Here is a 23,768-nt window from a genome sequence, read left to right as displayed (position 1 = left end):
GCGCGGCCAGAGCTCCGGTCATGTAACGCGATAACATCCATAAGACGTTACGCCAGTCGTACCTGTCCGGAGCCGTCCGGAGGTGTGACGCGCCGAGGCGGGGGCAGTGGGGCGTCCGGCGGGAAAGGGACGCCGGACACGAGAGCCCGTGGGGCTGGTCGGGTGTCCGGTCCATGCGGACTGCGTGCCGCGCGGACCGGACGTCCCTCCGGCCCCACGGGCGTCCGCTCGCTTCGGGGATCTCCAGAGGCGAAGTGCCCTCGGGGATGACCGGTCCGCCTCACGTGCGGGCTCGCCGGACGACGACGGCTCCGCGAGTCGTGTCGTGTGGACGCCCCACGCCTCCCGGTCCGTACGGCGACGCGTCGTACGGACCGGGGGCGTTGTCAGGCGGAGCTGGTGATGACCGCGAAGCGGGCGCCGTGCGGGTCGTTGACGAAGGCCAGGCGGCCCACGTCTTCGATGTCCATCGGCGGGGCCAGTGCCGTGCCGCCGAGCTGCTGGCTCTTGGCGACGGCGGCGTCGCAGTCGGACACCTCGAAGAAGGACAGCCAGTGGGGGTGGTCGCCGGGCTGGAGCTCGGCGAGGCCGGCCATCGAGGTCTCCTCCTGGTCGCCTTCGGCCGGTGAGACCACCGGGTAGACGAAGTCGTCCCCCATGGGCACGTCCTGGATCCTCCAGCCGAACACCGACTGGTAGAACTCGCGGACGGCGGCGGGGTCGGGGACGTAGAGCTCGGCCCAGGCCAGCGAGCGGGGGGCGGTGACCAGGTCGAGGCCGGCGTTGCCGCCGGGCTGCCAGACGGCGAACTCGGCGCCCGCCGGGTCGGTGAACTGGGCCAGCCGGCCCTGCCCTTCGATCTCCATCGGCTGGACGCGCACGGTGCCGCCCGCGAGCTCGACGGCCTTGGTGGTGGCGTCGCAGTCGGGTGACTGGAAGTAGAGCATCCAGGCCGGCTTGGCGCCTTCGTCGGTGCTCGAGCCGATCGCGGCCACCGTCTTGCCGTCGGCCTTGAACAGGCCGTAGTCGGGGGCCATGGACTCGAACCGCCAGTCGAACACGCCGGTGTAGAACCGTGCCGAGGCTTCGAGGTCGTGGCTGCCGAGGTCGATCCAGCACGGGGTGCCGGGCAGGAACTGAGTGGTGAGCATGATGTGCTCCTTCGTCACGAAGTGGTGGGTGGCCCGTCCCTGGTGCGGCCTGAGGCGACGCCACTCGTTTCCGTTGACTCCGAGCCTCGCACGGACCACCGGCAAAAGCAGCACGACACGCACAGTCGAATGTGTGTTTGAACGATGACATATACTCGAAGGCATGACGGCTGTATTCCAAGCGTCTTTGCTGGGGCTTGACGAGGAGCTCGGCGTCGGCGCGCTCGGCTCGACGGTCCGGAGGACGACCCTGGACCGTGGCGCGTGGCTCGATGTGCGCCCCGGCTGGCTGTCCGGGGCCGATGTGCTGTTCGAGCGGCTGGCCGAGGTGGTGCCGTGGCGGGCGGAGCGGCGCAGGATGTACGACAGGGTGGTCGACGTGCCGAGGCTGCTGAAGTTCTACGACGAGGGCGAGAGCCTGCCGGATCCGGTGCTCGACGACGCCCTGCGCGCTCTCGACGGCCATTACGCCGAGGAGCTCGGCGAGCCGTTCCGCACCGCGGGCCTGTGCCTCTACCGCGACGGCCGCGACAGCGTGGCCTGGCACGGCGACACGATGGGGCGGGGCAGCGCCGAGGACACCATGGTGGCGATCATCTCGGTCGGCTGCCCGCGCCCGCTGCTGCTGCGCCCGCGCGGCGGCGGGCCGTCGATCCGCCACGACCTGGGCCACGGCGACCTGATCGTGATGGGCGGCAGTTGCCAGCGCACCTGGGAGCACGCGATCCCCAAGACGGCCCGCCCGGCCGGGCCGCGGATCAGCATCCAGTTCCGCCCCAGGGGCGTGCGCTAGCGGTGCCTGAAGGTGAGGCGGGCCAGGCGGCCTTGCTCGCCGGAGGCCCAGCAGGACAGATCCGGCGTGCATGACACCGTGTCGAACGAGCCGGTGTCGAAGGTCTGCCACGCCTTCCCGCTCGTGTAGGTGACGTCGCTGCCGGACGGCCCGACGGCGATCGCGGCGAACGGCAGATACGGAATCCAGGTCACGCCCGACCGGTAGGCCGGAGGCGGCGCGGCGGCGGCCTGCCAGGTGGTGCCGCCGTCCCTGGACAGGGCGGCCGCGCTGGGCGACGGCTGGTCGGGCCGGTAGTCGCCGCCCACCGCGACGCCGTGGCGCGGGTCGCGGAAGGCCACCGCGAAGACGCCGCGCGCCGGGTCGGCGGCCGGGATCGGCGTGTCGGCGACCGTCCAGGTGCGGCCCCGGTCACCCGAGTGGAACACCCGCGAGCGCTCGGCCCCGCCGCTGGCCAGCCAGACGTCCCGCCTGCCGGAGGTGACCAGGCACTGCCCGCTCGCCGCGAACCCGGCCTCGCCGGGCAGCGCGTCGGGCATGCCGTCGGCGGGCAGCACCTGCCAGCTCTGCCCGCCGTCCTCGGTGGCGAGGATCCTGAACCTGCCGTCCACCGGGTCGCTCATCGCCAGCCCGTGCCGCCTGTCGAAGAACGCCACGCAGTCGTAGAAGGCTCTCGGCTCGTCGTTCCTGAAGGTCTCGGTCCAGGTACGGCCGCCGTCCTCGGTCCGGTAGATCCGCGAGTCGGCGCCCTCGCCGATGGACAGCACCACGGCCCGGCGCGAGTCGAACGCCGCCACGTCGCGGAACTGCAGGGCCGCGGTGCCGGGCGGGGAGACGTTCTGCCAGGTCCGCCCGCCGTCGACGGTGCGGACCACGGTGCCTTCCGACCCGGAGGCCCACACCACGTCGCGGCTGACCGGTGACAGGCCCCGCAGCCGCGCGGTCACCCCGGTCTCCTTCAGCTCCCAGCCGAGAGCCGGGGTGGTGGCGTGGGCGGTCAGCGGGGTGGCGGCGACCAGGCAGGCCGCCGACAGGACGCTCAGCGCGAATCGAAGCCTCATGCCGGGCAAACTAACCCAAAGGATCAGTACCGTCCATGGCCCACCTCTTCAGGGAGTGGTGGTCCGCACGAGATGCTCCAGCACCCGCCGCGTCTTGGTCTCCTGGGTGAGGTCGAGCTCGACGCCGTGCCGCCGGACGAGATCCTCCAGCGCGGTCTTGGCTTCCGCCGCGCTTTCCGGGCCGACCCGGAGCGACAACTCCAGGAAGTCCAGGGCGTCGTCGACGGTCCAGCGCTCGGCCATGACGGTGAGTTTCCGGTCCTCGGCGGGCAGCTCCATCGGTCCCCAGCGGGTCGCCGCGACGGGCGGGAGCAGTTTGAGGGTGCGCAGGTTGACGTGCAGGGCCGCGCAGGTCTTGAGGAAGCGTTCCTGCTTGTCCGTGAAGAGGCCCTTGATCGGCCGGCCGCCGGAGTAGACGGTCTGGATGCGTTCGGAGGATCGGAGTGCGGTGCAGGAGGCGGTGAGCAATTTGCGGTCGCCGGACCAGTCGGCCTCGAGCGCGAACTCCCAGCCGTCACCGTGCGTGGCGCCGAGCCAGTAGTCGTTGAGCTGTGAGCGCCGGCAGGGGCGCAGCTTGATCGTGGAGTCGCTCTTACGGTCTCCGAGGTCGCGGGCACGTAAGATCACGCCCGCGTCCAGAAGGGGTGTGCTGGGGGCGAGGCCGTCCGCCACGTCCTCACAGAAGTAGATCTTCAGCTCGTGGCCGTCTTCCGGCGTCAGCGCCAGGGCCCGCATGACCGCCGCCACGTGCGGGCCGTCGACAGTTACCTTGATCTCCACCGCGTTGGGTCGCATGGGTGCCACGTCCCCCTTTCTTCGGCCGATCACACCGCCGAAGAGGGACAACGAAAAAGCCCCATGCTGTGAGCTGGGGCTTTGTTCGTGGTGGACGATACTGGGATTGAACCAGTGACCTCTTCCGTGTCAGGGAAGCGCTCTCCCGCTGAGCTAATCGTCCTTGGAGGTGGAGACGGGATTCGAACCCGTGTGGACGGCTTTGCAGGCCGCTGCCTCGCCTCTCGGCCACTCCACCAGGAGACTCAGAGCGGAAGACGGGATTCGAACCCGCGACCCTCACCTTGGCAAGGTGATGCTCTACCACTGAGCCACTTCCGCGTTGCCCACCAACTCTAGCGGGTTTCGCGACCGGATGCTTACTTGCGGAGCTGGCGGGCCACACTTCGCTCGGTCGCGGGCAGGCTGAGAAAGATCTCCAGGATGCGGGTGAGGCGGTGCACCTCGATGCGATGGAAGGCGGGGCCTTCGGAGCGGGCCAGCAGGAGCGTGAGGGCGAGCGGCGGCAGCGGGGCGTGGATGACGTGCAGGCCGCCTTCGAGCGTGCTGGCCGTCGGGCGGGCGGGGACCGGCTGCGGCAGCGGCACCTGCGACGGGGCGCGCCAGCTCGCGTAGACGACGCCGCGCTCGGCCGCCGTGGCCGCCCAGTCGGCGCTGAACAGCACCGGCAGCGAGTCGACGAGCGTGGTCAGCGCCCGGTCGCCCGCGGTCGTGATGTATTTGAGTATCTCCAGCTCGGGGTAGGTGCCGGGCGCCTCGCGGGTGCTCCAGACGCCCTCGACCGTGACCTCCGCCACGCTCTCCAGCCGCTCGCGCAGCGCCTGCTTGGACAGCTCGTCGGGGCAGTAGACCGTCAGGTCGTCCACGGCCCGGCCGGCGCCTCTTTCGAGGACGGTGACCTGAGTGATGTCGGTTCCGGCGGCGCCGAGCACCTTGGTGATCTGCGCCAGCGATCCTGGCTTGTCGGGCAGCGCGACGCGCACGCGAAGAAGCATCCATCCCCTCCCGAGCGAGATGCCAGTTCACAGACTATCCGGCGAATACCGCTCCGGGCTCGACCTGCGCTACAACTGACGGGGTGAAGATTGGGCCGATCGGGGTGTGGCCGCCCGTGGTGCTGGCGCCGATGGCGGGCATCACGAACGCGCCGTTCAGGGTGCTCTGCCGCGAGCAGGGCGGCGGGTTGTTCGTGTGCGAGATGATCACCACGCGGGCTCTGGTGGAGCGCAATCCGAAGACGTTCAGGATGATCAGGTTCGCCGAGTCGGAGAAGCCCAGGAGCATCCAGCTCTACGGCGTGGACCCCGCCGTCGTGGGCCGCGCGGTCAAGATGATCGTCGAGGAGGACCTGGCCGATCACGTCGACCTCAACTTCGGCTGCCCGGTGCCCAAGGTGACCAGGCGCGGGGGCGGATCCGCGCTGCCGTACAAGCGCAACCTGCTGCGGCGGATCCTGCGCGAGGCCGTCGCCAACGCCGGCTCCCTGCCTGTGACGATGAAGATGCGCAAGGGCATCGACGACGACCATCTCACCTACCTCGACGCCGGACGCATCGCGGCCGAGGAGGGGGTGGCGGCGATCGCGCTGCACGCCCGCACCGCGCGCCAGCACTACGGCGGGGTCGCCGACTGGGAGGCGATCGCGCGACTCAAGGAGGCGGTGCCGGACGTCCCGGTGCTGGGCAACGGCGACATCTGGTGCGCCGACGACGCGCTGCGCATGGTGGCGCGTACGGGGTGCGACGGCGTGGTCGTGGGGCGAGGCTGCCTGGGGCGGCCGTGGCTGTTCAAGGACCTGGCCAACGCGTTCGACGGCGACCCCGAGCGGGCCAGGCCGACGCTCGGCGAGGTGGCGGCGGTGATGGCCAGGCACGCCGAAGGGCTCGCCGAGTGCTTCGACATCGAGCGCTACGCGGTGGCCGACTTCCGCAAGCACGTGGGGTGGTATCTCAAGGGGTTCACCGTCGGCGCCGAGCTGCGCCGCGAGCTGGGCACCGCCGAGTCGCTCGACGGGCTGCGCGAGAGCCTGGCCAAGCTGGACCACGACCAGCCGTGGCCCGCCAACACCGACACGCCGCGCGGCAAGTCGGGCGAACGGACCAAGGTGCACCTGCCGGACGGATGGCTGGACGACCCGTGGGACTGCGTCGTCCCGCAGGACGCGGAGTCGGACATCTCCGGCGGCTAATGCGGGCCGACGGCCTCGGTCCCGCACGGTCCGCCTCCGACGGCGGGCTCCAGCCGTACGGGTGCGCCCGACATGGTGAGCGTGGGGTAGTAGGCGGCGATGCGCTCCGCCGAGCGGCCCACGTAGTGGCAGATGAAGCTGCGCCTGAAGCGGTCGGCCGTGCTGTTGGGCTCCGAGCCGTGGACCAGGCTGCCGTTGAAGAACAGCACGTCGCCGGGGTTCATGTCGACCGGCACCCGGTCGAGGCCGGGCGGCGGCGGCACGTACTCGCGGGTGAAGGAGAGGTCGAGGTCGGCCTCCTCCGGGCAGAACAGGTCCATCAGGTGCGTGCCCGGCACCACTTCCAGGCCGCCGTTGGCCCGGTCCACCCGGTCCAGCGCCACCCAAGCCGCCACGCAGGTGCCGGGCTCGACCCGCAGGTAGAAGTTGTCCTGGTGCAGCGCCTGCCCCCTGGCTCCCGGCGGCTTGAAGTAGAACATGCTCTGGGCTGCTATCGGCTCCTCTCCGAGCAGGTCCTCGACGATGGCGCCGATCCGGGAGTCGAGCAGATAGCGCAGTGCGACGTCGTTCACCCGGTGGGGGTGCATGATGCGCGGGTAGTCGCGCAGGATGTCGTACGGCCGGTCGGGCTCCTGCGGCTGGGGGGTGAAATGGCCGGGGATGGGACCGCCGGCGTGCAGCGCCATGAACTCCTCGCGCAGGTCGGCCACCTCGTCCGAGGTCAGCAGGCCGGGGGCCAGGACGTAGCCGCGGTCGTGGAAGTCGGTGAGCTTCATGCCGTTCACGCTAGGCGGCGGGCCCGTGCGAGGGTATGACCGTGACCGCTGAGGACATGTCCGTTCCTGCTGCCGAGCTCACGATCGTGGGGCACTACGACCAGCCGTCCGGCTACGCCACCCGGCGCGCGGCGGGGTCGCCGAGCTGGCTGCTCGGTCGCCTCGCTCGCGCGGGCGGTGGCGCTGTCGCCGTCGCGCTTCGCGCATCTGTTCGCCGCCGAGACCGGCCGTACCCCGATGCGGGCCGTGCGGGAGGCCCGGATGCGGCACGCGGCCACCCTTCTGGAGGCGACGGACCTGGACATCGGGCGGGTCGCCGCCGCGTCCGGCTTCGTCAGCCCGTTCCACTTCAGCCGCGCCTTCAGGCGGGAGTACGGCGTGCCGCCCCGCGACTACCGGGCCCGCGGCAGGATCGGCGGGTGATGGGCGTCCTGCGCCGCTAGACGTCCACCGGCCCGCCGCTGCGCCAGTAGACGTTGTTCTCCCTGGACAGCAGGCACTCGTCGATGAGGTAGCGGCGCAGGGCGGCGTAGTCGTCGTGGAAGGCCCGCAGGCTCACGTTCACGTCCTTCTCCGCATAGCGCACGCCGGGCTCGAACACCCGCACGATGTAGCGCAGCACCACCAGGCGCTTGTCACGCTTCATCGGCATCGTCCGCAGCCGCCCGTCCACGAGGTAGTTGCGCAGCAGCCGGTCCTCCTCGTTCAGCTCGGGCGCGGGCCCGGCCTGCGCCCGCAGCAGCTCGCGGAACCGCTCGGGCCTGGCCCGCCACGACCCGTCCTCGTCCTGAACCGCCAGGCCGCCGCTGACCAGCCGGTCGAGCACCTTGGTCGGGACGTCTCCGGTGTCGCCGAGCACCAACGAGGCGAACGCCCGCAAGGTGTCGTCCTGGGACAGCAAGCCGAGCACTCGCCTGATCTCCACGTCAGTCATTCGTATCATTTTGGACCATGGTCTCAATTTTGCTGTTATCCGCCGCTCTCGCCACCTCGGCCACCGTCGGGATCCCCAACGGGTTCATGCTGTACGAGAAGGCGGCGGCCAAGAAGGACGACAACCCGGAGCACAGCTGGCGGGTGAGCGCCAAGAAGAGCGCCGCACTCGTCGTCAACCCCTGCCAGAAGCGCGGGCTCGGCCAGAGCGGGCGCAAGGCGGCCAAGACCCTCGTCTACACCGCGGTCCCGGACTACTCCAAGTCCGAGCAGGTCATCCTCTACTCCTCCCGGTCGGCGGCCAAGAAGGCGCTGCGCGACCTGCACAAGGCCGCGCGTGTCTGCGGCACGTCCGACTACCGCTACTCCAGCCGCGCCGTGCGGCTCGGCGACGAGGCGCTGGCCGTCACCGGCCAGGCCTACCAGGCCAGGCGGCCGGCCATCGGCGGCGAGCGCGGCCTCGTCACCCGCCGCGGCAACGCGCTGCTGGTCTACACCGTGGCGGGAGAGTGGGGCAAGCCCGCCACCGCCGACTTCAAGCAGCAGACGAAGGACAGCAAGCGGATGCTGGACAAGATCTGCCGCATCGCCGCCTGCTGATCAGGCGCCGGGCGAATGTCTCGATCTTGGGACATTGTCATGACGCTACGCCGAACTTCCTGACGGGAAACTGAAGGAACAGGCGTGTGCCGGGGCGCCCTTGCCAGTCCGTTCCGGCACACGGCTTACTCATGTCTAGAGCCTGTTGAGCCCGACGACGTGGACGACCGCCCGGCCCTCCTCGTCGGAGGCGGCCAGGTCGATCTGCGCGTCGATGCCCCAGTCGCCGTCGCCCGCCGGATCCTTGATCGTCTGGCGGATCTTCCACAGGCCGCTCTCCTCCTCGACGCGCAGCAGCGCGGGCCCCCGCGCGTCGGCGTCGGTGAGGATCTCCTCGTGCTCGTCGTAGTAGGCGTCCAGCGCCGCGCCCCAGTCGACGTCCGGCGCCAGCTCCGCCAGCTCCGCCTCCTTCTCCAGCGAGCAGAGCTCCACCAGCCGGAACATCGCGTTGCGCACCAGCACCCGGAACGCCCGCGGGTTGCCGGTCACCGGGCGGACCTTGGTCTCCAGCGCCTGGCGCTGCTCCAGCGCCTCGTCCGGGTTGGCCAGCTTCTCCCACTCGTCGATCAGGCTGGAGTCGACCTGGCGGACCAGCTCGCCGAGCCACTCGATCAGGTCGACCAGGTCCTCGGTCTTGAGGTGCTCGGGCACCGTCCGCGAGAGCGTGCGGTAGGCGTCGGCCAGGTAGCGCAGCACCGTGCCCTCCGACCTGGCCAGCTCGTAGAACTGGATGTACTCGCCGAACGTCATCGCCCGCTCGTACATGTCCCGCACCACCGACTTGGGGCTGACCGTGTAGTCGCCCACCCACGGATGGCCCCGCCGGTAGGTCTCGTACGCGCCGAGCAGCAGGTCGTCAAGCGGCATCGGGTACATCACCTCGGCGAGCGCCTCCATGCGCTCCTCGTACTCGATGCCGTCGGCCTTCATCTGCCCGATCGCCTCGCCCCTGGCCTTCTTGAGCTGGGCCGACAGGATCTGGCGCGGGTCGTCCAGGATGGACTCCACGATCGAGACCATGTCCAGCGCGTAGGCCGGCGACTCCCTGTCGAGCAGGTCGAAGGCGGCCAGCGCGAACGTGGACAGCGCCTGGTTGAGGGCGAAGTCCTCCTGCAGGTCGATCGTCAGCCTGGCCCGCCTGCCCTGCTCGTCGGGCTCGGCGAGCTGCTCGACCACGCCGCCCGCCAGCAGCGACCGGTAGATGGCGATGGCCTGGCTGATGTGCCGCCGCTGCCACTTGCGGTCCTCGTGGTTGTCGGTCAGCAGGTGCTTCATCGCCTGGAAGCAGTCGCCCGGCCGGTTGATCACCGCCAGCAGCATCGCGTTGCTCACCTTGAACCGCGAGTTGAGCGGCTCGGGCTCGGCGCTCTGCAGCTTCTCGAAGGTCTCCTGGCTCCAGCCGACGAAGCCCTCCGGCGGCTTCTTGCGGGCATAGCCGCGCCGCCGCTTGGGGTCGTCGCCGATCTTCGCCAGCGCCTTGGCGTTCTCGACGTCGTGCTCGGGCGCCTGGCAGGAGACGTAGCCGATCGTGTCGAAGCCCGCCCGGCCGGCCCGGCCGGCGATCTGGTGGAACTCGCGGGCGCGCAGCCGGCGCACCTTGTTGCCGTCGTACTTCGACAGCGCGGTGAACAGCACCGTCCTGATCGGCACGTTGACGCCCACCCCGAGCGTGTCGGTGCCGCAGATGACCTTCAGCAGCCCGGCCTGCGCCAGCCGCTCGACCAGCCGCCGGTATTTGGGCAGCATCCCGGCGTGGTGCACGCCGATGCCGTGGCGCACCAGCCGCGACAGCGCCCGGCCGAAGCGGGTGGTGAACCGGAAGCCGCCGATCATCGCGGAGATGGCCTCCTTCTCCGCCTTCGTCGCGATGTTGATGCTCATCAGCGACTGCGCCCGCTCCATCGCCGCGGCCTGGGTGAAGTGCACCACGTAGACGGGCGCCTGGCCGGTGCTGAGCATCTCCTCGAGCGTCTCGTGCAGCGGGGTCATCCGGTAGGAGTAGACCAGCGGCACCGGCCGCTCGGCGTGCTTGACCACCGCGGTCGGCCGCCCGGTGCGCCTGGTCAGGTCGCGCTCGAACATCGACACCTCGCCGAGCGTCGCCGACATCAGGACGAACTGCACGTTCGGCAGCTCCAGCAGCGGCACCTGCCACGCCCAGCCGCGGTCGGGCTCGGCGTAGAAGTGGAACTCGTCCATCACCACCTGGCCGATGTCGGCCGTCGCGCCGTCGCGCAGCGCCACGTTGGCGAGGATCTCGGCGGTGCAGCAGATGATCGGCGCGCCCGGGTTGACGCTGGCGTCGCCGGTCATCATGCCGACGTTCGCGGTGCCGAAGACCGCGCAGAGGTCGAAGAACTTCTCCGACACCAGCGCCTTGATCGGAGCGGTGTAGAAGGTACGGATGTCCCTGGTCAGGGCGGCGAAGTGGGCGCCCTGGGCGACGAGGCTCTTGCCCGATCCGGTGGGTGTGGCCAGGATCAGGTTGCTCCCGGACACGACCTCGATCAGCGCCTCCTCCTGGGCCGGATAGAGGGTGAGCCCCCGTTCGGAGTTCCACGAAACGAACGCGTCGAAGATGGCGTCGGGATCGGCATCGATCTCTTCGGGCAGGCGGTCAACGAGAAGGCTCACACACCTATCCTGCCGAAGTTCACCGCGTGGTCGAACCGGTCTTACCGTCTCAGGTCGAGTTGGAGCAGAACGGTGTCGATCCACCGGCCGTGTTTGAACCCCACATTCCGCAGCCGGCCGGCCTCGGCGAACCCGAAGGCCGCGTGCAGTTTCCGCGATGTCTCCTCGCCGCCGTCGGCGATCACCGCGACGATCTGCCGTGCCTCGGTCCGCGAGACGGCGGCGATCAGCTCGCCCAGCAGCAGCCGCCCCAGCCCCCGCCCGGTCGCCTCCGGCGCCAGGTAGATGCTGTCCTCCAGGGTGTGCCGGTAGGCGGGTTTGGGCCGGTACTGGGCGGCGTAGGCGTAGCCCAGCACCTGGCCGCCGCTCTCGGCGACGATGAAAGGCAGGCCCGCCGCCGCGATCGCGTCCGCCTTCGCCCGCCAGTCCTCCGGCGACGGCGGCGTCTCGTCGAAGGTGACCACGCTGTCGGTCACGTAGTGGGCGTAGATCGCGGCCACAGCGGGCAGATCGGCATCCGAAATCTGGCGAATAGTCGTCATAGCGGGGCATTCTCTCGGATGCTCACAGCTGGGCGCGCGGCCCCGTCACCAGCAGCCCGCCCAGGATCGCCAGCAGCGCCAGGATCGGCGTGAGGCCGGGCGCGAACCCCGCGACCGTCAGCGCCAGCAGCCCGCCCGCGACCAGCCCGGTCGCGGCCAGCGCACCGCCCCAGGTGGCCTTCCCGTACGGCAGTGCGGGCGGCTCCTCGAACCGGGCGAAGCCCTTGAGCAGCGGCCACATCGCCAGGCCGAGCAGCGCCAGCCAGACCGGCCAGCCGGCGAGCCAGAAGGCGCCGCCGGGAACGGGTGTGTCGAGGCGGAGTCCGACCACGACCACGCCGGTCGCCGCGAACAGCGCCGGCATGTGCCACAGGTACGCCGTCATGATCCGCGGTCCCGCCCAGGTCAGCACCCGCTGGAATGGCAGGCGCAGGATCCACGGCCGCAGCAGCGCCGCCAGCCCGATCTGCCCGAACGCGACCGCCAGCATCGCCAGCGTGGGCGGCGCCATGTTCGACACCTCGGCCCCCGGCAGGCCGATCATGCTGCCCGGGTAGGGGCCGAACGCCACGAGCAGCACCGCCGCGCCGAAGCCGCCGGCCGCCATCAGCCACGGCGCCGGGCCGCGCCGGCTCAGCCGTCCCTCGGCGTACAGGAAGCCGAGCTGGTGGACCGCCAGCCAGACGAACACGATGTTCAGATAGCCGAGCGCGTCGAACCCGGTCGAGAAGCGCAGCACGTCCGTCAGCACCGCCCCGGCCGCCAGCGCCGCCGGCACCCGCATGCCGTACCGGCCGTGCAGCCGCAGCATGTACGGCGTGGCCGCGACGGCGATCAGGTAGACCGCCAGGAACCACAGGAGCTGGCCGGTGAGCTTGGCCCCCACCTCCAGCGGCTGCGCGGGGACGCCGAGCGCGAGCAGCACGTGGGGGAGCGGGATCCACACCGCCGCCAGCGGGAGCAACGGCCAGGCCAGCCGCCGCAGCCGGGTGACCAGCCACTGCGGGCCGCCGTGCGCGGCGCGGCCGAAGCTGATCGCGTTGGCCGCGCCGCCCGCGAAGAACACCAGCGGCATCACCTGGCTGATCCACGTGACCACCCACACGCCGGGCGTCGACAGCGCGTTGCCCGTCGTCAACCGGCTGCCGTCGAAGGCCAGCACCGGGATCGTCCAGTGCTGCAACACCACCAGCGCCATGCCGAACACCCGCAGGACGTCGATGAACGGGTCCCTGACCGGCGCCGGGGACGCCGTGCGGACCGGTGCGGGCCGTTCCAGCAGGACGGTCATGGGGGCCTCGATTCGGTGGGGGAGCAGTGACCCAAGGCTCCCGCCGGGCCCGCTCCGGCACACTGCCGCGAGCCGCCGTCTTCCGGTCGCCTTCGCACCACCCGCCCCGGTAGGGCTGGCCCTACCCCGGAAGACGGGTACGCCGGGTCGAAAAGGGAACCGGAGAGCTCTAGCGTGTGGGACATGCGCTCCCTGACGAGGCGTGTCCTGCTGGACACCCGCTACACGCTGGTGGGGTTCCCCACGACCGTCATCACCTTCGTGCTCATGATCGCCGGTGTGGCCGCCGGTGTGGGCACCGCCGTCGTGTGGATCGGCGTGCCGCTGCTCGCCGGCACCCTCATGGTCGCGCGTGGCTTCGCCGACGCGGAGCGCGGCTGGCTCTCCGACGTGCTCAAGCGCCCGCCCGTGCGGCCCCGCTACAGGCCCGCCCCGGCGGGCGCGGGCCGCTTCCGCAGATTGATCAACCCGCTCACCAGCGGGCAGTCATGGCTCGACCTGCTGCACGGCATCCTGAACTTCCCGCTGGCGCTCGTCGCGTTCGTGCTCACGGTGGTCTTCTGGGCGGTGCCGCTCGCCGGGCTGACCTATCCGATCTACGGGATCGTCACCTCGCGCATCCCCGGCAGCGTGGAACTGCCCGAGCTGCTGGGCTTCGGCACCGGCTACCTGACGAACTCGATCTTCTACGTGTGCCTCGGCCTGTTCTTCGTGCTCGTCATGCCGTTCGCGGTGCGCGGCGCGGCGCTGCTGCGGGCCGCGCTCGGCAGGGCGCTGCTGACCGGCGTCGCCGAGTTGCACGAGCGCATCGACGACCTGGCGGAAGGGCGGGCCGCCGCCGTGTCCGCCGAGGCCAACGCGCTGCGCAAGCTGGAGCGCGACATCCACGACGGCCCGCAGCAGCGACTGGTGTCGCTGGCCATGGAGCTGTCCAGGGCACAGCGCCAGATGCAGAAGGACCCCCAGGCGGCGCAGGCCACGATCGGCTCCGCGATCACCGCCACCCGCGAGACGCTCGACGAGCTGCGCGCCCTGTCCCGCGGCATCGCCCCGCCCGTGCTGTCCGACCGGGGCCTGGCCCCCGCTCTGGCGGCCCTCGCCGGGCGCTGCACCGTGCCGGTCGACCTGGACGTGCAGGGCGGCGAGCGTTACGAGGCCGCGATCGAGAACGCCATCTACTTCGTCGTCGCCGAGACCCTGACGAACGTGGCCAAGCACAGCAAGGCCAGCGTCTGCACCATCCAGCTCATCAGCACCGGTAGCTCACTGATGCTCACCATCGGGGATGATGGGGTCGGCGGCGCACACGTCGCCAAGGGACACGGTCTCGCCGGGCTGGCCGACCGGCTCCGCGCCGTCGACGGGGAGCTCATGGTGCGCTCGCCCGACGGAGGCCCGACAGTGATCTTTGCGGAGGTGCCGTGCGCGTAGTCGTGGCCGATGACGCGGTTCTGATCAGGGAGGGCCTGGTCAGGCTGCTGGAAGAGTTCGGCTGCGAGGTGGTCGCCACCGTCGGGGACGGCGACGGCCTCGTCGAGGCGGTCGCCGAGCACCGGCCCGACGTGTCGGTGGTGGACGTGCGGATGCCGCCGTCCTTCACCGACGAGGGGCTGCGGGCCGCCGTCGAGGCGCGGCGCCGGGTGCCCGGGGCGCCCGTGCTGATCCTGTCGCAGTACGTCGAGGTGTCCTACGCCGACGACCTGCTCGCCGACGCCAGAGGCGCGGTGGGCTATCTGCTCAAGGACCGCGTCGTCGACGTGGACGAGTTCCTGGAGGGCCTGCGGCGGGTCGCCGCGGGCGGGACCGTGTTCGACCCGCAGGTGGTGTCGCAGTTGATGGTGCGCAGGCGCAGGGACGATCCGCTCGCCCAGCTGACGCCCCGCGAGCGCGAGGTGCTCGGGCTGATGGCGGAGGGCAAGTCCAATCCCGCCATCGGCAGGCAGCTCGTGATCAGCGACGGGGCGGTGGAGAAGCACATCAGGAGCATCTTCAGCAAGCTCGGCCTCTACGCGGACGACAGCGACCAGCATCGCCGAGTGCTCGCCGTGCTGGCCTACCTGCGCTCCTAGCGGTCCTCGCCCCGGAAGCCTCGGCCTGGCGCCCGGGCCCTGGTGGGCCACGCGGCCCTCGCCGGTCCGCTGGGCCGAGCTCGTGTGCCTGTGGTGACCGCCGGCCTACCCCGGCGTCAGCCGGAGTAGCTGGCGCGCCAACGGTCGCGCGGCCGGAGCCTGGCCCGCTCACAGGCGGTGGGGTCCGCCTGCCAGCCCCTCCTCGGCCCGCTGTCCGGCCCGCACTTCACGGGTTCGGGGTGCTGGCCGGTCCGCGCGGCACTGCGCGCGGACCTGGCCGCCCGGCATCAGCCGAGCGCGTCGACCAGCTTCTTGCGCTGCTGGGCGCCCAGGCCGCCGAGGCGGCGCTTCTCGTCGACGCCCGCCTCCTCCATCAGCGCGGTGGCCTTGGCCGGTCCGACGCCCTTGACGGCGCGCAGGGCCTGCGACACCTTGATCTTCTTGGCGATGTCGTCATCGCGCTCGAGCAACTGGGAGAAGCTCAGTTCGCCGGCCTTGACCTTGGCGAGCAGGGCGGTGCGGGCGGCGCGTGCCTCCGCGGCCTTCTCCAGCGCTGCCTTGCGCTGCTCTGGGGTGAGAGTGGGAAGTGCCATCTTGTGTTCTCTCCTCGGGGAGTTAACGATCGGGGATTCCTGTTACCCGTAGTGCAGTGGCTAATCATGGCGGATACCAGCGGTTCGTGTTGCGGAAAGCGCCGCTCAACGTGTCCGCCAGACCGAGGCGGCCGCTTCGGCGCACGCCTCGTCCTGCTCGGGCGTGCCGCCGCTGACCCCTACGCCGCCGGCCACGCGTTCTCCCTCACCGTAGTCCGCCCAGAGCGGGAGTCCACCTCCAACGCCCGCGAAACGGTCATGCCGCCCCTCGTCGCCGTAGGGGGGCGGAGACGCCAGTTCGGCCGTCGGCCTGCGGTGGGCCGCCGCGGTGCACGCCCTGCCCGGCGCCAGGGACGCTCCGGCGAAGCCCGCACCCTCCATACGCTGGAAAGACACCAGATGTCCGCCCGAGTCGACCACGGCCACGGAGATCGCCGCGCCTTCGCGCGCCGCCTGCTTCAGCGCCGCCTCGCACATGCGCAACGCGAGTTCCAGATCCACGCACGACTCCCCGGCTCCAGGTCTTCCGTCCCCCGCCCGACGCCTCATGCGTACCGTCCGGGCATCGGCTGCGCAAGATCGCCGCGTTCCCCCGTACGGCACGCGTACCGGATGGGGCTTTTCGGCCCTTGCGCGTGGTATGCGTCACATCGTGCGCTCGGGCGTGTCGCGCCTCAGGATCGCACCGAAAGCCAGGTCGCGAGGCCCTCCGGGGTGAGGAAGGCGTCGAAGACCGACTCCATGGCGCCCAGCAGGGAGCCGCGCCGGCCCAGGGCCGAAGGGATGATCCGGGGCGGGCGGTCGCGGCGGATGGTCATCAGGCCGTCCTCGAACGCCCGGGAGAGCGCGGGCGCGGCCCGGTCGTGCAGGTCGGGGGCGAGGCCGGAGAGCGTGACCACCTCGGGATCGTGCGCGTTGACCAGCGCGGCGATCCCCCTCCCGAGCGCGCGGGAGTTGGCCGTGACGGCGGCCGAGGCCGCCTCCTCGCCCGCCGCGGCCCGGGCGAGCAGGAGCCGGGCCTGGTCGCGGCCCCTGCCGCCGCCGTAGGCCAGGCCCAGGTGACGCAGCAGGGCGTTCGCCCCGACCTCCAGGGCCCAGCAGCCGTGCGCCCCGCACATGCACGGCTCGCTGCCGCCGGTGAGCGGCATGTGGCCGAACTCGGCGCCCATCCCGCTCGCCCCGCCCAGCGGGTGGCCGCCGACGACCAGCACGCCACCCAGGTCGAAGTCGACGTGCAGGTGCAACGCCACCTGTACGCCGCGCAGCAGCCCCCGGCGGGCCTCGGCGAGCCCGGCGAGCGCGGTGTCGTTGCCCACCCGCACCCAGCCGTCCGGCAGGCCGAGCAGCTCCGGCACGTTCACCGAACGCCAGCGCAGGTGCGGCACGTCCACCAGCCCGCCCGCGCGCACCGGCCCCGCCACCGCCACGCCGGCCCCGACCACCCGCCCACGCGGCGATCCGCGCTGGGCGCGGATCGCCGCGCCCAGCGGCAGGAGCGCGCCCTCCGGGGTCCCGTCGTGATCCTGCTCGGCCAGCACGGTGACCCGCCCGCCCAGCTCGCAGGCCGCCAGCTCCCAGGCGTCCTCCCGAAGGTCGGCGGCCAGGACGAGCGGGCCCCTCGGGTGCGGCCCGGGCACCAGCGTGGGGCGTCCGCGGGGGTGCTCGGGCGCCGGCTTCTCATGCAGCAGCTCGTCCTCGACCAGGCCGCCGACCAGGACCGAGGCCGTGCCCCTGGCGAGATCCAGGCCGCGGGTGAGCCGCGACCTGGTCAGGGTCGCGCCGCAGTCGTGGACGGCGCGCAGCAACCGCACCCGGTTGTGCGCGCGGAGCTCGCCGCTTGTCGTCGCCATATTCCCAGACATCGTGACACTCATTATGCTCTAGCCGTGAACAAAAAACTTGCTGATGCCGAACGTGCCCGTGTCGGAGTGTTCGTCTTCTTCTTCCTGTGCGGGCTGGTGATGGGCCTGTGGGCGGCGGGGCTGCCCTCGCTGAACGACCGGCTGGATCTGGGGCCGGCCCGGCTCGGCAGCGTCCTCCTGCTCATCTCGGGCGGCGCTCTGGTGTCGATGCTGGCGGCCGGGCCCCTGGTGGACAGGTGGTCGAGCCGGGCCGTCTGCTGGTTCGCGGGCCCGTTCTCGGCGGTGGTCCTGCTCGGTCCCGCCCTCGCGCCGAACTATCCTGCGCTGGCCGTGCTGGCCGTCGTCTTCGGTCTCGGGCTGGGGGTGACCGAGGTCGCCATGAACGCCCACTCCGTCGAGGTCGAGCGCCGTTACGCCCGGCCGATCATCTCCGCCTTCCACGGCACGTGGAGCCTCGGCGGCGCGGCGGGCGGCGCCGTGACCGCGCTCGTCCTGCAGGCCGGGCTGGATGCCCAGACATTGCTGGTGGTGGCCGCGATCGTGGTGCCGTTCCTGTACCTCCCGGCGGCGAGGCTGCTGCTGCCCGGCCCGCCCCGGCACGCGGCGGCGGACTCGCCCGCCGGCCAGAACCGGTCCGCCACCTCCCTGAAGTGGGGGCTGATCGCGCTGCTGGGCGCCGCCGCGTTCGCCGGGCATCTGGCCGAGGGCGCGGCCATCGACTGGGCCGCCCTGCACGCCCGCTGGGTGCTCGACGCCGACCCGGCCGCCGCGCCGCTGGCCTACACGGTCTTCGCGGTCGCCATGACCACCATCCGGCTGCTCGGTGACCCCATCCGGGCCCGCCTCGGCTCGGTGCGCACGATCCATCTCGCGGGCCTGCTGGCCACCTGCGGCTACGGTCTCGTCCTGCTGGCCCCCCTGGCGGACGCCCTGGCCATCGTGTGCGCCTGGACCGGCTGGGCGCTGGCGGGAGTCGGGCTCGCCACCGTGGTGCCGGTCATCTTCAGCGCGGTCGGCGCCGCCGGCGGTCCCGTCGGCCGCGCGCTGGCGCTGGTGACCGCGTTCGGCTACAGCGGCCTGCTGGTCGGGCCCGCCGTGCTCGGGTACGTCGCGGAGGCGTCGTCGCTGCCCGTCGCCCTGATCGTGCCCGCGGTCCTGGCCGCCGCCGTGGCCCTCACGGGCGCTCCCGCCATCCGCGCCCTCGACGGGGTTCGGGCGCCGCTTGAACCCGCCGGGGCCGGCGCGCGGGACTGACGTGACCATAGGCCCGCTGACCAGGCGTTATGTGATCGTGACTTGACCCTGGGGTTACATCAATGTTTCATGTCCCAAACGCCGTAAACGTTTACAGAGTGTGCTCTGAAATCGTTTACGTTCCTGGAAGGACAGCCTTGGCCGACGGACCCACGATCACCACGATCGCCGAGCGCGCCGGTGTCTCCATCGCCTCGGTCTCGCGGGTGCTGAACGGCCTGCCCACCAGGCAGGACACCGTGCGCAAGGTTATGGCGGCCGCCGACGAGCTCGGGTATGTGCGCAATGCCGTCGCCCGCTCCCTCAAGTCGCGCCGCACCCACCAGGTCGCCTTCGCCATGGCCGACGTCGGCAACCCAGCGTACCTGGCCATGTTGCGCCAGATTCAGCCCGTTCTCAAGGCCGCCGGGTACCGGCTGGTGCTGCACTCCACCGACGCGGTCGTCGCCGACGAGATCGACGTGCTGCACAGCCTCGGCGAGCGCTACGTGGACGGGCTGATCATGAGCCCGCTGCGGGTCACCGGCCAGCACCTGGAGATGCTGGCAGCGGCCAGGGCTCCGGTGGTGATCATCGGTTCGGTGCCCGAGGGGACGCGCGTCGACAACGTGCGCGCCGACTCCCGCACCGGCGTCAAGCTGGCGATCGACCACCTGCACAGCCTGGGCCGCCGCAGGATCGGGATGGTCAACGGCCCGCCGGACACCGTTCCGGGCGCCGCTCGCGGCGCCGCCTACGTGGAGGCGCTCGGAGCACTCGGCCTGCCCTACGACGAGGAGCTCGTCCAGATCGGCGACTTCTACCGCGCCGAAGGCGGCAGGGCCGTCGCGGCGCTGCTCGACCGGGTGCCCGACCTGGACGCGCTGATGTGCGCCAACGACCTGATCGCGCTCGGCGCGCTGGACGTGCTGCGCGCCGCCGGCCGGCGGGTGCCGCAGGACGTGGCCGTGGTCGGCATGGACGACACCGACCTGGCCGCGGCCTCCTGGCCGTCGCTCACCAGCGTCTCGCTGGGCTCGGCCGAGCGCGGCAAGGCCGCCGCCGAGCTGCTGCTCGACCGGCTCCAGCACGGCGAGCGCGAGCCGCGGCTGGTGACCGTGCCACCACGCCTCGTGGTGCGCGCCTCGACCAGCGCCTCGGCCACCGGCCCGGCGGCCGTGCCGTACGACATGACCGGACGTACCGACAAGGAGGGGGGCAGGTCGTGACGGCCACCGCGACCAGACCGGCGCCGCCCGCGCGGCACGCGCGAAACGGCGGCGGATCCCGGCGCAACCGCGAGATGTGGGTGCTCATGCTGCCCGCGCTCGTGCCCGTGCTGCTGTTCAGCGTGGGCCCGCTGCTGTACGGGATCGGGCTGGCGTTCACCGACGCCGAGTCCGGCAAGAACCACGTCACCGGCTTCGTCGGCCTGGAGAACTTCGGCGACCTGCTCGCCGACGAGAACTTCTGGTCCTCCATGCAGGTCGGCCTGATCTGGGCCGTGACGGTGACGGTGCTGCAGTTCCTCGCCTCGCTCGGGCTCGCGATGCTGCTCAACCAGAAGCTCTGGCTCAGAGGGCTGGCCCGGGTGCTCACCGTGGTGCCCTGGGCGATGCCCCCGGTGGTCATCGGCCTGATGTGGCGGCTGGTCTACCACCCGGACGCCGGCATCGTGAACAGCACGCTCGGCACCGACATCAACTGGCTGGCCGACTTCAGCTGGGCGCTGCCCGCCGTCATCGTCATGGGCGTGTGGAGCGGCATGCCGCAGACCACGATCGTCCTGCTGGCCGGCCTGCAGACCATCCCCAAGGAGCTGTACGAGGCGGGCGAGATGGACGGGGCCGGCACCTGGCGCCGGTTCTGGAGCATCACGCTGCCGCAGCTTCGCCCCATCATCGTCACCATCACCTCGCTCGACTTCGTGTGGAACGTCAACCAGTTCAGCCTGGTCTACGTGCTCACGCAGGGCGGTCCCGGCGGGCGGACCAGGCTGCCGATGCTCTTCGCCTATGAGGAGGCGTTCCGCTACGGCTTCTTCGGCTACGCGGCCGCGCTCGGCGTCAGCATCGTGATCGTCGTGCTCGCCCTGCTCGGCGTCTATCTGTGGCGGCAACTGAGGGAGGCGTCATGAGAAAGATCCCCCAGTACGTCGCGCTGCTGGCGTACATGGTGTTCCTGGCCTTCCCGCTGGTGTGGCTGCTGTCCACGTCGCTGAAGACGCCGCAGGAGATGGCGAGCCTGGATCCGGCCTGGATCCCGGCCGCGCCCACGCTGTCCAACTTCGCCGACGCGTTCGGCGAGCAGGACCTGGTCGGCGCGGGCATGCGCAGCCTGGTCGTGGCTCTGGCGAGCTCGCTGCTGACGGTCACCGTCGCGCTGCCGGCCTCCTACGCGCTGGCCCGCTACCGCGGCACGCTCAAGCAGATCGCCCTCGGCTGGGTGCTGGTCAGCCAGGTGTTCCCGTTCATCCTGATCATCATCCCGCTGTTCATGGTGCTGCGGCAGCTCGACCTGACCAACACGCTGACGGGCCTGGTGGTCGTGCACGTGACGTTCACGCTGCCGTTCGCGCTGTGGATGCTCCAGGGATACGTGCGGTCGGTGCCGCGCGAGCTGGAGGAGGCCGCGGCCGTGGACGGCGCCACCCGCATCCGGTCGATCATCAGCGTCGTGGCGCCGCTGCTGGCGCCCGGCGTGGTGGCGACCCTGCTCTTCTCGTTCATCTCTTCCTGGAACGAGTTCCTGTTCGCGCTGGTGGTCCTCAAGGACCCCGACGTGATGACGCTCCCGCTCACGCTGGTGAGGTTCACCGGCCCCGAGGGGGTGTCGAGGCTCGGCCCGCTGGCCGCGGCGTCGCTGATGGCGACGATCCCGAGCCTGATCTTTTTCGCAATCATCCAGCGACGGCTGAGGTCCGGCCTGATGGCCGGCGCTGTGAAGGGCTAGGAGGCTCTCATGCGTATCAAATCCGCGTTGGCGGCGGCGGCTGTCGTCGCCTTGGCCGCCGGTTGCGGCGGCGGGGGCGGTGCGGACGGCGGGTCCGCGGCCGACCCCAGCGAGCCGGTCAAGCTCAACTTCCTCAGCCTCGCCTGGCAGAAGGAGTCGGTGGCGGCCAACAAGCAGCTCGTCGAGGAGTGGAACAAGGCCAACCCGAACGTCCAGGTCACCTACGTCCAGGGCAGCTGGGACAACGTCAACGACCAGCTCGTCACCTCCTTCGAGGGCGGCGACGCGCCGGACGTCATCCACGACGACTCCCCGGCGCTGTCCGGCTTCGCCTCCAAGGGCTACCTGCTGGACCTGAAGGACAAGGTGCCGGCCGAGCTCAAGAGCGACATCCCGCAGACCGCCTGGGACACCGTCACCTTCGACGACGGCAAGGGCAACCAGGGCGTGTACGGCGTGCCGTTCCTGCAGGAGTCGCAGGTCATCATCGCCAACAAGAAGCTGCTGGACGCCGCCAAGGTGCGCATCCCCACCGCGGCGGAGCCGTGGACGTGGGACGAGTTCGCCACCATCAGCAAGAAGCTCACCAAGGGCGACACCTACGGCGTGGCCTGGCCGATGAAGTCGCCGGTCAACAAGACGCTGAACCTCGCGCTGAACTTCGGCGGCACCTTCTTCCAGACCGGGGCCGACGGCAAGACCACGGTCAAGGTCGGCCCCGAGGAGAAGGAGGTCCTGCAGCGCATCCACGACCAGCTCTACAAGGACAAGTCCGCCGACACCTCGGCGCTCGGCATGGGCACCGCCGACCCGCTGCCCGGTTTCTTCGCCGACAAGTACGCGATGCTGCCCGTCGGCGTCTACCTGCGCCAGCAGGTGGCCGAGCAGGCGCCCGACGGCTTCGAGTGGGTGACGCTCCCGCCGCTCAAGGGCACCAGCTCCGAGCAGGGCGCCGTCTCCCAGACGTTGTCGGTCGCCGCGGACAGCAAGCACCCGGACGAGGCGCTGAAGTTCATCGCCTTCTTCCTGAACGGCCCCAACCAGGCCAAGCTCGCCAAGGGTGACTGGCTGCTGCCGACCTCGCAGAAGGCCGCCGCCGACCCCGCGATCACCACCGAGGAGGACGGCTGGGACGTGGCCACCGCCTCCGCCAAGAGCCTCGTCGTGGCGCCGTTCCTCAAGGTGAACGGGTTCGACGAGTGGAAGAGCAAGGTGGCGACGCCGGCGCTGCAGGAGTTCTTCGCCAACAAGATCAGCATCGACGAGGCGGCCAAGAAGCTCGTCGAGGACGGCAACGAGGTCCTGGAGCGGTACCAGCGGTGACATATCGGGACAGAGCCCGGGGGTGTCTGCTCGGCCTCGCGGCCGGCGACGCCCTCGGGGCACCCGCCGAAAACCTCTCACCGGCGCAGATCCGCCAGAAGTGGGGGCGCCTCACCGAGATCGAGGGCGGCGGCACGGACGACACCGAGTACGCCATCTTCGCCGCCTCCCTGCTGGTCGCGCACGGGCACGAGCTGACCTCGGCCCTGGTGGCCGCCGCCTACCGGGAGCAGATCATCCCGCTGGTCGACGGGCCGATGCGCGGGGCCGGCTTCTCCGAACTTGGCACGGTCCAGGCGCTGCGGCGGGGGCTGGAGCCGCCGCTGAGCGGCCTGGCGCACCAGCACGGCTGGTCCGACGGACTGGCCATGCGGGCCGCGCCGTACGGGATCTTCTGTCCCGGCGATCCGGGCGAGGCGGCCCGGCTCGTGGCGGAGGACGGGCAGGTGAGCGGGTCCGGCGAGGGCATTCTCGGCGGTCGCGCGATCGCGGGGGCAGTGGCCGCCGCCATCGCGGGCGCCGCGCCGCCGGACGTGGTCGAGGCCGCGCTGTCGGTGGTGCCCGCCGACTCGTGGACGGCCAGGAACATCGCACGGGTCCGCGACGTGGTCGCCGGGCCCGCCGCCCATGAGGAGCTCGTCGAGGCGCTGCACGAGGCCGTCGTGGTGAGGCACTACCCGTGGACCGACGTGGCGCCCGAGGCCGTCGCGCTGGCGCTGGCCGCCTACCTGGCCGGCCGGGGCGACGTCGAGGCGTCCGTGACGTTCGGGGTGAGCCTGGGCAGGGACGCCGACACCATCGGCGCCATCGCCGGCGCCGTCGCCGGGGCGGGACAGGGCGAGCGCGGCGTGCCCGAGCGATGGGCCGCGCGCATCGGGCCGGTCACCGGCAAGTGCCTGCCCTTCGTCGCGGGAAGACATGTGCTCGACGTCGCGGACGAGCTGGCGTCCAGACCGGTGGAAGGACTGTAGG

Annotated in this window: 24 protein-coding genes and 3 tRNA genes; 12 read left to right on the top strand and 15 right to left on the bottom strand. The window is 71.2% G+C overall.

Going from position 1 to position 23,768, the window contains the following annotated elements:
• Positions 1–386: 386 nt before the first annotated feature.
• The gene (locus tag V5E28_RS37890) at positions 387–1,151 is read right to left on the bottom strand and encodes a VOC family protein (RefSeq protein WP_336214301.1); all 765 of its coding nucleotides are present in this window, start codon (positions 1,149–1,151) and stop codon (positions 387–389) included.
• A 163-nt stretch (positions 1,152–1,314) separates the two neighbouring features.
• On the opposite strand from V5E28_RS37890, the gene V5E28_RS37885 reads away from it, so the two are divergent.
• Complete coding sequence (locus tag V5E28_RS37885; RefSeq protein ID WP_336214300.1) at positions 1,315–1,944, top strand: alpha-ketoglutarate-dependent dioxygenase AlkB; 630 nt, start codon at positions 1,315–1,317, stop codon at positions 1,942–1,944.
• On the opposite strand, the gene V5E28_RS37880 is transcribed toward V5E28_RS37885, so the two are convergent.
• The 6 genes from V5E28_RS37880 to V5E28_RS37855 form a co-directional block, all read right to left on the bottom strand.
• Positions 1,941–3,005 (bottom strand): WD40/YVTN/BNR-like repeat-containing protein, encoded by a 1,065-nt coding sequence (locus tag V5E28_RS37880; RefSeq protein ID WP_336214298.1) that lies wholly within the window; start codon positions 3,003–3,005, stop codon positions 1,941–1,943. The two genes, V5E28_RS37885 and V5E28_RS37880, sit on opposite strands and share 4 nt — an antisense overlap.
• A gap of 48 nt (positions 3,006–3,053) precedes the next feature.
• Positions 3,054–3,800, bottom strand: a complete 747-nt coding sequence (locus V5E28_RS37875; protein ID WP_336214296.1) for a hypothetical protein — start codon at positions 3,798–3,800, stop codon at positions 3,054–3,056.
• 88 nt (positions 3,801–3,888) lie between these two features.
• Positions 3,889–3,963: transfer RNA gene (locus tag V5E28_RS37870), tRNA-Val, on the bottom strand.
• Between the two features lies 1 nt (position 3,964).
• Positions 3,965–4,038: transfer RNA gene (locus V5E28_RS37865), tRNA-Cys, on the bottom strand.
• An 11-nt stretch (positions 4,039–4,049) separates the two neighbouring features.
• Positions 4,050–4,121: transfer RNA gene (locus V5E28_RS37860), tRNA-Gly, on the bottom strand.
• Between the two features lie 38 nt (positions 4,122–4,159).
• Complete coding sequence (locus tag V5E28_RS37855; protein ID WP_336214294.1) at positions 4,160–4,795, bottom strand: ACT domain-containing protein; 636 nt, start codon at positions 4,793–4,795, stop codon at positions 4,160–4,162.
• A gap of 83 nt (positions 4,796–4,878) precedes the next feature.
• Here V5E28_RS37855 and dusB point away from each other — a divergent pair, with 83 nt between their 5' ends.
• On the top strand, positions 4,879–5,988 hold the full coding sequence (dusB, locus tag V5E28_RS37850) for a tRNA dihydrouridine synthase DusB (protein ID WP_336214292.1): 1,110 nt from the start codon (positions 4,879–4,881) through the stop codon (positions 5,986–5,988).
• Here the strand turns inward: dusB and V5E28_RS37845 are convergent.
• On the bottom strand, positions 5,985–6,764 hold the full coding sequence (locus V5E28_RS37845; protein WP_336214290.1) for a phytanoyl-CoA dioxygenase family protein: 780 nt from the start codon (positions 6,762–6,764) through the stop codon (positions 5,985–5,987). The two genes, dusB and V5E28_RS37845, sit on opposite strands and share 4 nt — an antisense overlap.
• 177 nt (positions 6,765–6,941) lie before the next feature.
• Between V5E28_RS37845 and V5E28_RS37840 the strand changes: the two genes are divergently transcribed.
• Positions 6,942–7,187, top strand: a complete 246-nt coding sequence (locus V5E28_RS37840) for a helix-turn-helix transcriptional regulator (protein WP_336214289.1) — start codon at positions 6,942–6,944, stop codon at positions 7,185–7,187.
• Between the two features lie 16 nt (positions 7,188–7,203).
• Here V5E28_RS37840 and V5E28_RS37835 read toward each other — a convergent pair whose 3' ends face one another.
• The gene (locus V5E28_RS37835) at positions 7,204–7,698 is read right to left on the bottom strand and encodes a DUF2087 domain-containing protein (RefSeq protein ID WP_336214287.1); all 495 of its coding nucleotides are present in this window, start codon (positions 7,696–7,698) and stop codon (positions 7,204–7,206) included.
• A gap of 17 nt (positions 7,699–7,715) precedes the next feature.
• Between V5E28_RS37835 and V5E28_RS37830 the strand changes: the two genes are divergently transcribed.
• Positions 7,716–8,297, top strand: a complete 582-nt coding sequence (locus V5E28_RS37830; protein ID WP_336214285.1) for a hypothetical protein — start codon at positions 7,716–7,718, stop codon at positions 8,295–8,297.
• Between the two features lie 135 nt (positions 8,298–8,432).
• On the opposite strand, the gene V5E28_RS37825 is transcribed toward V5E28_RS37830, so the two are convergent.
• Genes V5E28_RS37825 through V5E28_RS37815 form a run of 3 tightly spaced genes read right to left on the bottom strand, consistent with a single transcriptional unit; the run spans position 8,433 to position 12,764 of the window.
• Complete coding sequence (locus V5E28_RS37825; protein ID WP_336214284.1) at positions 8,433–10,931, bottom strand: DEAD/DEAH box helicase; 2,499 nt, start codon at positions 10,929–10,931, stop codon at positions 8,433–8,435.
• 41 nt (positions 10,932–10,972) lie between these two features.
• Complete coding sequence (locus V5E28_RS37820) at positions 10,973–11,473, bottom strand: GNAT family N-acetyltransferase (RefSeq protein WP_336214282.1); 501 nt, start codon at positions 11,471–11,473, stop codon at positions 10,973–10,975.
• Positions 11,474–11,495: 22 nt separating this feature from the next.
• Positions 11,496–12,764 (bottom strand): acyltransferase, encoded by a 1,269-nt coding sequence (locus V5E28_RS37815; protein ID WP_336214281.1) that lies wholly within the window; start codon positions 12,762–12,764, stop codon positions 11,496–11,498.
• 183 nt (positions 12,765–12,947) lie between these two features.
• On the opposite strand from V5E28_RS37815, the gene V5E28_RS37810 reads away from it, so the two are divergent.
• Positions 12,948–14,195, top strand: a complete 1,248-nt coding sequence (locus V5E28_RS37810; protein WP_336214279.1) for a sensor histidine kinase — start codon at positions 12,948–12,950, stop codon at positions 14,193–14,195.
• On the top strand, positions 14,186–14,833 hold the full coding sequence (locus tag V5E28_RS37805; RefSeq protein WP_336214277.1) for a response regulator transcription factor: 648 nt from the start codon (positions 14,186–14,188) through the stop codon (positions 14,831–14,833). The genes V5E28_RS37810 and V5E28_RS37805 overlap by 10 nt, the downstream gene beginning before the upstream one ends.
• Positions 14,834–15,120: 287 nt before the next feature.
• On the opposite strand, the gene mihF is transcribed toward V5E28_RS37805, so the two are convergent.
• The 3 genes from mihF to V5E28_RS37790 all read right to left on the bottom strand — a co-directional run bounded on the left by mihF (position 15,121) and on the right by V5E28_RS37790 (position 17,276).
• Positions 15,121–15,426, bottom strand: coding sequence for an integration host factor, actinobacterial type (gene mihF / locus V5E28_RS37800; protein WP_336214275.1), 306 nt, complete (start codon positions 15,424–15,426; stop codon positions 15,121–15,123).
• Positions 15,427–15,531: 105 nt separating this feature from the next.
• Positions 15,532–15,927, bottom strand: a complete 396-nt coding sequence (locus V5E28_RS37795; RefSeq protein ID WP_336214274.1) for a GlcG/HbpS family heme-binding protein — start codon at positions 15,925–15,927, stop codon at positions 15,532–15,534.
• Between the two features lie 173 nt (positions 15,928–16,100).
• Positions 16,101–17,276 carry an ROK family protein gene (locus tag V5E28_RS37790; RefSeq protein WP_336214273.1) on the bottom strand — a complete coding sequence of 392 codons (1,176 nt, stop codon included), beginning with the start codon at positions 17,274–17,276 and terminating at the stop codon, positions 16,101–16,103.
• Between the two features lie 36 nt (positions 17,277–17,312).
• On the opposite strand from V5E28_RS37790, the gene V5E28_RS37785 reads away from it, so the two are divergent.
• From V5E28_RS37785 to V5E28_RS37760, 6 genes are all read left to right on the top strand, one after another.
• Entirely contained in the window at positions 17,313–18,542 is a 1,230-nt protein-coding gene (locus V5E28_RS37785; protein WP_336214272.1) for an MFS transporter, read from the top strand.
• Positions 18,543–18,679: 137 nt separating this feature from the next.
• Positions 18,680–19,750, top strand: coding sequence for a LacI family DNA-binding transcriptional regulator (locus V5E28_RS37780; RefSeq protein WP_336214270.1), 1,071 nt, complete (start codon positions 18,680–18,682; stop codon positions 19,748–19,750).
• The gene (locus tag V5E28_RS37775; protein ID WP_336214268.1) at positions 19,747–20,658 is read left to right on the top strand and encodes a carbohydrate ABC transporter permease; all 912 of its coding nucleotides are present in this window, start codon (positions 19,747–19,749) and stop codon (positions 20,656–20,658) included. Before V5E28_RS37780 ends, V5E28_RS37775 begins: the two co-directional genes overlap by 4 nt.
• Positions 20,655–21,473: a carbohydrate ABC transporter permease gene (locus V5E28_RS37770; RefSeq protein ID WP_336214266.1), complete on the top strand. Its 819-nt coding sequence runs from the start codon at positions 20,655–20,657 to the stop codon at positions 21,471–21,473. Before V5E28_RS37775 ends, V5E28_RS37770 begins: the two co-directional genes overlap by 4 nt.
• A 9-nt stretch (positions 21,474–21,482) precedes the next feature.
• Entirely contained in the window at positions 21,483–22,796 is a 1,314-nt protein-coding gene (locus V5E28_RS37765; protein ID WP_336214265.1) for an ABC transporter substrate-binding protein, read from the top strand.
• Positions 22,793–23,767, top strand: coding sequence for an ADP-ribosylglycohydrolase family protein (locus V5E28_RS37760; protein WP_336214263.1), 975 nt, complete (start codon positions 22,793–22,795; stop codon positions 23,765–23,767). The genes V5E28_RS37765 and V5E28_RS37760 overlap by 4 nt, the downstream gene beginning before the upstream one ends.
• The last annotated feature ends 1 nt before the right edge of the window (position 23,768 follow it).

The organism is Nonomuraea sp. LPB2021202275-12-8 (assembly GCF_037044575.1).
GTDB lineage: Bacteria > Actinomycetota > Actinomycetes > Streptosporangiales > Streptosporangiaceae > Nonomuraea.
The sequence above is the reverse complement of the archived record's forward strand: the minus strand, read 5'-3'. Positions and strand labels throughout refer to the sequence as shown.

Excerpts from the sequence above, each read along its gene's own strand:
- mihF (WP_336214275.1), bottom strand. The coding sequence starts at position 15,426 with ATGGCACTTCCCACTCTCACCCCAGAGCAGCGCAAGGCAGCGCTGGAG.
- V5E28_RS37835 (WP_336214287.1), bottom strand. The coding sequence starts at position 7,698 with ATGACTGACGTGGAGATCAGGCGAGTGCTCGGCTTGCTGTCCCAGGAC.
- V5E28_RS37845 (WP_336214290.1), bottom strand. The coding sequence starts at position 6,764 with ATGAAGCTCACCGACTTCCACGACCGCGGCTACGTCCTGGCCCCCGGC.
- V5E28_RS37880 (WP_336214298.1), bottom strand. The coding sequence starts at position 3,005 with ATGAGGCTTCGATTCGCGCTGAGCGTCCTGTCGGCGGCCTGCCTGGTC.
- V5E28_RS37790 (WP_336214273.1), bottom strand. The coding sequence starts at position 17,276 with ATGGCGACGACAAGCGGCGAGCTCCGCGCGCACAACCGGGTGCGGTTG.
- V5E28_RS37770 (WP_336214266.1), top strand. The coding sequence starts at position 20,655 with ATGAGAAAGATCCCCCAGTACGTCGCGCTGCTGGCGTACATGGTGTTC.
- V5E28_RS37810 (WP_336214279.1), top strand. The coding sequence starts at position 12,948 with ATGCGCTCCCTGACGAGGCGTGTCCTGCTGGACACCCGCTACACGCTG.
- V5E28_RS37820 (WP_336214282.1), bottom strand. The coding sequence starts at position 11,473 with ATGACGACTATTCGCCAGATTTCGGATGCCGATCTGCCCGCTGTGGCC.
- V5E28_RS37890 (WP_336214301.1), bottom strand. The coding sequence starts at position 1,151 with ATGCTCACCACTCAGTTCCTGCCCGGCACCCCGTGCTGGATCGACCTC.
- V5E28_RS37875 (WP_336214296.1), bottom strand. The coding sequence starts at position 3,800 with ATGCGACCCAACGCGGTGGAGATCAAGGTAACTGTCGACGGCCCGCAC.
- V5E28_RS37830 (WP_336214285.1), top strand. The coding sequence starts at position 7,716 with ATGGTCTCAATTTTGCTGTTATCCGCCGCTCTCGCCACCTCGGCCACC.
- V5E28_RS37885 (WP_336214300.1), top strand. The coding sequence starts at position 1,315 with ATGACGGCTGTATTCCAAGCGTCTTTGCTGGGGCTTGACGAGGAGCTC.
- V5E28_RS37765 (WP_336214265.1), top strand. The coding sequence starts at position 21,483 with ATGCGTATCAAATCCGCGTTGGCGGCGGCGGCTGTCGTCGCCTTGGCC.
- V5E28_RS37815 (WP_336214281.1), bottom strand. The coding sequence starts at position 12,764 with ATGACCGTCCTGCTGGAACGGCCCGCACCGGTCCGCACGGCGTCCCCG.
- V5E28_RS37855 (WP_336214294.1), bottom strand. The coding sequence starts at position 4,795 with ATGCTTCTTCGCGTGCGCGTCGCGCTGCCCGACAAGCCAGGATCGCTG.